This is a genomic window from Streptomyces plumbidurans, assembly GCF_019857225.1.
In the GTDB taxonomy this organism is placed as follows: domain Bacteria; phylum Actinomycetota; class Actinomycetes; order Streptomycetales; family Streptomycetaceae; genus Streptomyces; species Streptomyces plumbidurans.
Genome location: NZ_JAFJSY010000024.1, coordinates 1 through 8,978 on the forward strand (window position 1 = coordinate 1; position 8,978 = coordinate 8,978).

The 8,978-nt window shown below is 73.6% G+C and carries 5 protein-coding genes; all 5 read right to left on the reverse strand.

Annotation, left to right across the window (positions count from 1 at the left end; translation table 11 throughout):
• A partial coding sequence (locus JYK17_RS17750) for a serine/threonine-protein kinase (protein ID WP_222810771.1) occupies positions 1–1,252 on the reverse strand: 1,252 nt, incomplete at its 3' end.
• 199 nt (positions 1,253–1,451) lie between these two features.
• A complete protein-coding gene (locus JYK17_RS17755) occupies positions 1,452–2,204 on the reverse strand; it encodes a hypothetical protein (protein ID WP_146191683.1) in 753 nt (250 codons plus the stop codon).
• Between the two features lie 284 nt (positions 2,205–2,488).
• On the reverse strand, positions 2,489–5,464 hold the full coding sequence (locus JYK17_RS40575; RefSeq protein WP_308011694.1) for a protein kinase domain-containing protein: 2,976 nt from the start codon (positions 5,462–5,464) through the stop codon (positions 2,489–2,491).
• A gap of 692 nt (positions 5,465–6,156) precedes the next feature.
• A complete protein-coding gene (locus JYK17_RS17765) occupies positions 6,157–7,134 on the reverse strand; it encodes a hypothetical protein (protein WP_108006518.1) in 978 nt (325 codons plus the stop codon).
• Positions 7,135–7,252: 118 nt separating this feature from the next.
• On the reverse strand, positions 7,253–8,978 hold a 1,726-nt coding region (locus JYK17_RS17770; protein ID WP_308011693.1), incomplete at its 5' end, for an SWIM zinc finger family protein.

Consider the following 8,978-nt stretch of genomic DNA (forward strand, 5'->3'; position numbering starts at 1 on the left):
CGGGGGTCGGGCGAGCGGTGGGCGTTGGGCGAGCGGCGGGCGTTGAGCTACCGGCGGACGTTGAGCTACCGGCGGGGGTCGGGCGAGCGGCGGATTTCGTGCGGGTCGGCTGCGGTGTCCGCCGCGATGTGGTGGAACCGCCCGCGGGCGGGGACGCGGCTGTCGGGCTGTGGCTTCCCCCGCCGGGTGTGCGCTGTACCCGGGGCGCGGTCTGCGTGGTGGCCGCCGCGGCGGGGGCTTGGCCGGGAGCCGGGCGCGCGGGGCGCGGCGCGGTACGGGGTGCCGGGTCGGGTGCCGGGCGGGGTGCCTGGCGGGCGGCCGGATCGGGCATCGTCGGCGTACGGGGTATCTCGGCGCGGCGGGTGATCAGGTCGGCGATCGCGCCGGGCAGCCACTCCACCGCGCCGGCGGACCGGTCCGGCCCTGCTTCCGCCCCGTCTCTGAGCAGCTCCAGCAGCTCGGAGACCTCGGGCCGGTCGCCGGGCTCCTTCTTCAGGCACCTCTCCACCACACCGCGCAGCGACTCGGGCACCCGGTCCAGGAGCGGCGGCTCGTGCACGATGCGATACATCACCCCCTGGGTCGGCCCCTCGCCGAACGGCCCCGCTCCGGTCACCGCGAAGGTCAGCACGGCACCCAGCGCGAACACATCCGTCGTCGGACCCACCGGGCGTCTCCCGGTCAGCTGCTCCGGTGACATGAACGCCGGCGTGCCCACCGCCACGCCCGTGGTGGTCAGCGCGCTCGCGTCGTTCGTGACCGAGATGCCGAAGTCGATGACGCGCGGCCCGTTCTCGGCCAGCAGCACATTGGACGGCTTCAGATCCCGATGCACCACCCCGGCACGGTGAATGGCCTCCAGCGCCTCGGCCAGCCCCGCCCCGAGCCGCCACACCGTGGTCTCCGGAAGCGCTTCGGCGTCGGCCACCGCGTCGTTCAGCGAGACGCCGCCGACGTACTCCGTCGCCAGCCAGGGCGGCGTCGCCTCCGTGTCGGCCGCCACCACCGCCGCCGTGAACACCCCGCTCACCGCCCGGGCCGCGGCGACCTCACGCGCGAACCGGCGCCGGAACTGCTCGTTCCCCGCGACCTCCGGCCGGATCATCTTCACCGCCACCAGCCGCCCACCGCGCGACTCGGCCAGATACACCCGCCCCATACCGCCCGCACCCAGCAGCGCGAGGACCCGGTACGGCCCCACCCGCTGAGGATCCCCCGCCTCCAACTGCCCGAAGCCACCCGCGCGGCCCACAGACCCCTCCCGACCCCTTGATCCAGTCGATCCGGTTGATCCGGTCGATCCGGTCGATCCGGTCGATCCCGTCATGCCCACAACAGCGAAGCCGGTTCGGCACGTCCGGCCGGTTCCCGCTCCCTGCCCGGTGCGGCGGCTTGTTTTCAGTGCGTACTGCGACCGGCGCGGACTGCGTACGTACCGCCCGCCCCCAGCTTCACGGGGACGGGACCGGTTCCGGGTCGGCGAATCCCTCGTCGGCGAGATGGTCGTACCAGTCATTGGGGAACAGACGGAAGTTGGTCCCGGCGATGATCTGCGGCTGGTACGCCAGCAGGACGGATCGGACGTGTGCGAGGCAGTTGTCGGTGACGATGTTGAAGCCCGAGTCCGCCACTGCGGTCGCGTCGGCCTTCGCGTAGTCGGCGCCGATGATGTTCTTCTTGCATCGATAGGACACGTACCAGCGGAAGCTGCCGAAGTCGTGCCGCACTATGTCGAACGAGTCGGCCCTGGCCACCCACACGCGAGGCGTATCCGCGGGGGTATAGACCGGCACCCCGGGCGTGAGCGGCCGGTCCTCGTTCGCGCTCGGCGCAGCGGCGCTCGATGCGGACGACATCGACGAGGCGGCGCCGGAGGAGGCCGACAGTCCCAAGGGGACCGAGGACGCGACGCCTGCCGTAGAGGCCGACGCCACACTGCCGGAGGCAGACACACTGGTGTATGCGCCGGACTCACTGCCGGCCTCGGCGCTGCCACCGCCGTCGGCGGACCCGAAGGTCCACCGTCCGGTGGCGGGGTCGCTCACCGCCCAGCCCACATGACCCAACCCCAAGCCGCTGGCCTGGGGCGAGCTGAACACGCAGGCGGTCCCCGACGCGGTGGCCGCCCCGGCGTCGTCGGCCTGAGCGGGTGTCGCGGCCACTGCGATGCCGGAGACCAGCAATGCGGCGGTCGTCGCGCTCATCGCGGCGGACCGGAACCGCGGATGACGCGGATGACGCGGATGCTGCGGATGACGCAACGCACGGTGTCGACAGGCGAGAGTGTTCACGTAGGGCCTCCAGAGGCGTTGAACGGGATCTACTGCGGCTCGACCGGCCATGCGGTGAGCAACGCCTCTCAGAGTTGGGGCCATGCGGTTGTCCATCCAGACCCGGAGGCCATTCATGGACAACTGGTCAACAATTCGGGCCGGCCCGCCGTTGTTCGCGCAGGTCGGCAAGCGGGCCCGGGTGTGCGGGAGTTGGCTCAGTTTCCGTGTGCGGTGGTGGGGCGGTAGGCGGTGACCGCGATGGTGGTGCTCCAGTCTCCGTCGTCCTTGTCCAGGACCTGGATGATCGCGATGTCGTGGGTGAGGGTGTCCCGGACGCAGAACCACGTTCCGGCCGGGACCTGCGGGAAGCGGACCTTGTCCGCCACCGGCTGCTGAGCGATGCCGACCGCGCAGCGGGCGGGGCTGACGGGGGACTGTCCGGCGATGTAGGCGTCGCTGGAGTCCTGCAGGTCGTAGGCGCCCTTGCTGTCGCCGCCCGAGTCGGTGGACAGCACCCATGTCCCCTTCGACGTGAGGCGACCGCTGCGCAGGTCGATCGGCTGGTCGGCGCCGGGCAGGGTGAGGGGCCGGGTGGCGTAGAGCCGCTGGTAGCCGGCGCCGACGGGTCCGGGCACGTGGCCCGGCGTGGACAGGGGTGGGCTGTGGCGGTAGTAGTCGAGGCTGAGGTCGGCGCCCCAACTGCCCGTGTCGGTACTGGAGACGCGCAGTACGGCGATGTCCCCGGTCAGTCGCCAGCGCAGGCAGAACCAGCTTCCCGCGGGCACCTGCGGCCAGTGCACCTCGTCCTCCACCGGATGCCGGGCGACGTCGGCGGCGCACTGGGCGGGGGTGATGCGTCCCGAGCCGGCGACGTACGCGTCGGTGGCGTCCTGGAGCGAGAACCCGCCCTTGCTGTCGCCGCCCGCGTCGGCGGACAGCGTCCAGTAACGGCTGCCCGTCACCACGTCACCGCTCGTCAGGTCGACCTCGTGCTCGTCGTCAGGCAACGCCACCGGCCGGTTCCGGAAGACCGTCTCGTACCCGTGCGAGGCCGCGGCGCGGGGCTTGGCATCGCCGTGGTGGGGCTTCGGGAGGAGAGTCAGGGCGAGTACGACGGCGAGCGCCAGGCCGGCTGCCAGCGGTACGGCGAGTTTGAGCCGGCGTCCGGTTCGCCAGCGCGTCGTCGCGCTGTTCAGGGCGTCGGCCACACGCTTCTCGCGCCGGGCGATCCCTGCGGTGAGCGTGGCGGGCAGCCAGTTGCCGTGCGCACGGCCGTCCGCGGCGGACTCGATGATCTGCTGCGGCGTCGGGCGCCGCTCGGGGTCCTTGTCGAGGCAGCGCGTGATCAGGTCACGCAAGTCGCCGTCGCGGATGTCGAGGGCCTGCGCGTCGGGTGCGCCCCGGGTGATCCGGCCGGCGATCTCACCGGGGTTGCCCTCGCCGAACGGGGTCAGACCCGTCGCCGCGTACGTCAGCAGGCCGCCGAGTGAGAAGACGTCGGACGGCGGGCCGAGCGGCTGCCCGTCGATCTGCTCCGGTGACATGAACGGGACGGTGCCCACCGCGACTCCGGTCTCGGTCAGCCGGGAGCCGTCGGCGGCGCGCGCCACACCGAAGTCGATCACCTTGGGGCCGTCGCGGTCGAACAGTACGTTCGACGGCTTGAGGTCGCGGTGCAGTACGCCCGCACCGTGGATCGCGGCGAGCGCCTCCGCGATCCCGGCGGCGAGGGTTCGCACCACCGCGGGCGGGAGGGGGCCGCTCGTGCGGATCACTTCGGCGAGGGAGGGGCCGGATATGTAGGTCGTGGCGAGCCAGGGGCGTTCGGCGTCGGCGTCCGCGTCGACCACGGCCGGTGTGTACGGTCCCTGCACGCGGCGCGCGGTGGCGACCTCGGCGGTGAACCTGCGCCGGAAGGCCGAGTCCCGGGCGAACTCCGCCCGCACCACCTTCACCGCCACCGGCCGCCCACTCGCCGACGCGGCAAGAAACACCTCCCCCATCGCCCCCGCCCCCAGCCGCCCCAACAACCGAAACGTCCCAACCCGTTCCGGGTCCCCCTTCCGCAACGGCTCGACAACCGGGGAGTCCACGACCGTGGGGTCGGGTGCGGGGGGCGGCTCGGGGTCCGTCCCCGACGCCGGGCCCGTCCCCGGCGCCGCGTCCGTCCTCCGTGGACGGGACGCCGACTCGTGGGCGGGGGGTGAGTTTGGGGATGTGGGCGGGGCGGCTGGCGGAGCCGGGACTGGGGGTGGGGCGGGCGCGGGGGTTGGGCTGCTGTTGGGTGCGGGGGTTGTCGGGGTGGGCGTCGGGTTGCCGTCGGTTGTCGGGGCTGGGGCAGGAGTCGGGCCGGCGTCGGTCGCCGAGACGGCAGGAACCGGAGTGCCGGGAACCGGGCCGCTGCTGACTGCCGGAGCGGGGGCGGTCGGATCCGGACCGCCATCGGCCGCCGGAACCGGGTCGGCAGACGCCAAGCCGCCATCGGCCGCCGGGACTGGAGCGGGAATCAGGCCGCCCTCGGTCGCCGAAACCGCAGGAACCGGAGCGCCGGGAACCGGCCCGCTGTCACCCGCCGGAGCTGGAGCAGCCGCAACCGAGCCGCCACCGGCTGCCGAAACCGGGTCGGCAGACGCCAAGCGGCCATCGGCCGCCGGAACCGGGCCGCCAGACACGGAGCCCCCATCAGCCCCCGAGACCGGGCCCACAGACGCCAGACCCCCATCGGCCGCCGGAACCGGGTCGGCAGACGCCAAGCCGCTATCGGCCGCCGGAACCGGGCCGCCAGACACGGAGCCCCCATCAGCCCCCGAGACCGGGCCCACAGACGCCAGACCCCCATGGGCCGCCGAGGCGGCCGGAGTCGGATCGGGTACCCCTGCAGGGGCGGGTGACGGACGCGGCGTTGGCGGGTGCGGGGGTGTGCCCGGGGTGCTCGCCCCTGGATCGGGTGGGTCCTGGAGGGTGTTGAGGCGGGATCGGGCGGCCGGTAAGTGGCGTGGGTCGAGGCCCGGTAGTCGGGTCAGCAGGGTGACGAGGTCTGTTCCGAGGCGGCGGGCCTCGACGGGGTCGGTCACCCGTTCCCAGCACCAGTGGGCGCTGCGGGCTGCCGCCACTGCCTGTGGGGTGGCCGGCGCCCCACGGGTCATGTGTCGTTCCGCCGCGGTCAGCCACCAGCGGGTTGCCGTGCCCATCGCTCCGGCCGCGCGTGCGACGTCGGCGCGGATCTCGGCCCAGCCTGCCGCCTCGACGCTGTCGACGCCGTGCGCCCGTACGGCGTCGCCTTCACACAGCTCGGCCGCCTCGGCGGCCCGCTGGTACTCGCCCTCCTCGGTCAGCCGCCGTATCACCGCGCGCGCATGAGCCGACGATTCGTCCAGACCGGCGGGGGCCTGCCGACTCGTCAAGGGGCCCGCGAGCAGTTCCGGATGGGTGGCCCGTAGGCGAGCGTCGAGTTCCTCCCAGCGCGCACGCCAAGCGGCCACGTCGCCGCCGCATGCGGCCACCAGGGCCAGCGTCACATCGAGGGTGGGGAGTCGGTGCCCGGCGGCCGCGTCCGACAGCGCCGAATGCGAATAGCGCGCCCGCCGTGACAGCTCGCGGTACGGCGGTGACCCGGCTGCGACGCGCAGATCGCGCAGCTCTTGAGCGAAGTCGTGCAAGGGACCGTCCGGAATCGGCGATTCCCGCCTGCCCACTCTGCACCCCCTGGCCGCTGGACGAGCACACGCCAACTACGGCGCACGACTTGATTCTTCGCCCCACCCAACTGCCCGTCAATTGCTGGTCACTTGAGTACCTGCGAACACCGTGTTCCCACGGGCCCGTCAAGCCCGAGGAGCGCGTACCGGCCGCGGCTCACGGCTCACGGCTCGCGGCTCACGGCTCAGCCGCGGAGGGTGACGCCGAACCGTGTCCTCATCCTGCGCAGCTCCCACAACGAGACGGCGGTCACCGACAGCGGGCCACCGAGCGTGGAGCAGAACTGGACGACGGGCGGCCCGTCCGGCGCGCCGTCCCCGATCACGTTCATGGCCGCGAACACCCACACCAGCGTCAACGTGAGGACGGGCGGCAGCATCGGGTGGACCTGGGCGCTGTTGAAGGCGCTGCGGGCCGAGTACAGCGTCGCCATGAAGAAGAAGGGGATGCCCCACACGATCACGGCCAGCGAGGCGAAGGCCAGGGCGTACTCCCACCAGTCCTTGCCGTCGTCGGCGTTCACGGTCAGGGCCGTCGGGACGAGGATGCCGCCCATCACGACCAGGGTCAGCACATACCAGCCGACCGACTTGAGCGGGGCGCGCAGCCGGGAGCGCAGGTGCGGCCGCAGGTGCGGGGGCGCGTAGTAGATGAAACCCATGATGACCAGGGGCGCCGCGACGATCAGTACGAACGGGGCGATGACGAGTTGGGCCGCTCCCTGCCAGGCCGCGTCCTCCCACCGGTTGGGGTTCGCGTTGTAGGCGAGGATCAGCGCGACGGTGGCGAGCGCGCCGAGCACCGTGCGCAACGTCTGCACGTTGTCCACGGTGCGGTCCACGATCAGGTCGTCGCCCTGCCCGAAGAGCCGCTTGGCGACGCGGCTCGTGGAGCGCAGGAGCGCCCCGATGAGCCCGAACGACAGGCAGCCGCTGCGGCGGCGGGCGGCGGGCCGGGTGGGCTGCGGGCCGTAGGGGTACGGATTCGGGTGCGGGTACGGCGGCTGGTTCGGGGTCGGGTACGGGCCCGGCTGCGGTGGCGGCGTGCCGTAGGGGTTGCCCTGCGGTGGTCCGTACGGAGCGCCCCAACCGCCCTGGCCTCCCGGCCCGTTGCCGCCAGGCTGACCCGGGCCGGGTCCCGGCCCCCATCCCCCCGTAGCCATGTTGCTCTCCGTTCGTTCTCAGCAGTTCCTGTGTGGCGCATCGGCCTCGCGGCAGTGTGGCACAAGTGGCGGCCCGCGCCACAGTGCGTAACGTCCGTGCCGCGGGAGTGAGGGTCCGTCAGTCCTCAGGTGAGGCACCCAGACCGGTCAGGGCACCCACCGGGTCGAGGTCGGGTGTGCCGCGGGGCCACCAGTCGTCGTGGCCCGGCTCCGACTCGTAGGCGTACCACAACCCGTCGCGGCCCAGGCGGAGTTGGACATGGCCGCGGGGGTGGGTGAGGTGGTTGTGCCAGGGCCGGAAGGCGGGCAGGTCGGCGGCGAGGAGGAGGGGGCGGGCGCGGTCGAAGCGTCCGGCCGGCGGGTCCCAGGGCTCCTCCAGCACGGCGAGCCCTTCGAGTCCGCCCTGCCGCCAGGCGGCGACCGCGCGGGCCAGCTCGGCGGGGCTGCGGTCGGCGGCGGAGGCGAGGGAGGCGTAGAGCGCGCGGGAGCCGGCGGTCAGGCCGGAGCCGGGACGGGCCGCCGCGAGCCGGACCGCGTCCTGCCACAGCGTCAGTTCGCCCACCGGGTCGCGACCCGTGCCGAGCAGGGCGTGGGCCCTGGCCGCGGCCTCGGTCGCCAACTGGTCCAGCGCGAAGGGGTCGGGGCCACCCGGGGCGGCCGGATAGACCGGTGGCTGCTCGGGGTGCGGCGGCACGGGCAACGGCGGTGGGAGCGGCGGCAGTCGGCGGGGCGCGAGGACATCCGTGGCCCGTACGCCCGGGAGCGAGGCCGGCTCCTGCTCGCGGGCCGCGCGCGCTGCCCGGGCCGCGCTCAACCGGGACAGGGCGTCCAGCAGTTCGCGCTCACCCCGGCCCCGCAGCAGGAGCAGCACGAAGGGGTCGGCGTCGAGCAGACGGGCCGTCTGGTAGCAGAGGGCGGCCGCGTGCTTGCAGGGGCGGCCGCGGTCGGGGCAACTGCAGTGGGGGTCGAGATCGCGCGGTCCGGGCAGCAGCGGCACCCCGCAGTCGGCGAGGGAGTGGGGCAGTTCCTTGTCGAGGAGTGCCGCGATGTGCCCCGGCCGTTCGGCGGCGGCGTCCAGGAACCGCGTCCAGTCCGCGTCGCCCAGGGTGCGCAGCCGCACCTGCACGCGGTACGGCCGCGGGCGGCTGCCCTGCACATAGGCGAGGACGAGTCCGGGGGTCACCGTGATGGCGTCGACGTTGCCCTGCTCCGCGTAACTCCGGCCCCGTGCAAGCCGTTTGGCGTCCAGCGCACCTTCCTCCAGCGCCGTCACCCAGGCGTTGCCCCACCAGGTCGCCGCGAAGTTGCTGTCGGCCGGGGAGGTGGGGGCAGAGGTCGAGGCGGAGGCGGAGGCGGAGGCGGAGGCGGAGGCGTGGGACGGGAACGCCGGGAAGGTACGGCGCAGTTCGCCGTCACGGCCGGGCGCTGCCATGGACCTGGGGCGGTGAGGGGCGGCACCGGGCTCAGAAGCCTCGTAGCCCTCATAGCCCTCATAGCCCTCATGGGCCTCGTGGGCCCCTTCGGCCGGGAGGCGCGGGTGCCCGGTCGCCGGCTCCGGGCGGCCTGCTTCGCTCGGGGTGGAGGTCCGGGGAGCCGGGCTGCTGATCGTGCGGGCCGTTTCGTCGCTGTCGTACGGCTCGGTCGGCTCGGCCGACTCGGTCAGTTCATCCGGCTCGTCCGCCGAGGAGGGCATGCGGAAGGCGTCGGTCAGGAACTTCCGTAGGTCACGGGCCTGGACGCCGGTCGCCCGGCGCGGGGCGTCGGCCCGGGGTCGTGCGGATGCGGTGCGCCGCGGCCGCCGCTCGGCTTCCGCCCGGGCCTCGAACGCCCGCGCCCGCGCGGCC

Bases quoted from the DNA above. Each gene is read 5' to 3' on its own strand.
- JYK17_RS17755 (WP_146191683.1), bottom strand. From the start codon at position 2,204: ATGAGCGCGACGACCGCCGCATTGCTGGTCTCCGGCATCGCAGTGGCC.
- JYK17_RS40575 (WP_308011694.1), bottom strand. From the start codon at position 5,464: ATGGGCACGGCAACCCGCTGGTGGCTGACCGCGGCGGAACGACACATG.
- JYK17_RS17765 (WP_108006518.1), bottom strand. From the start codon at position 7,134: ATGGCTACGGGGGGATGGGGGCCGGGACCCGGCCCGGGTCAGCCTGGC.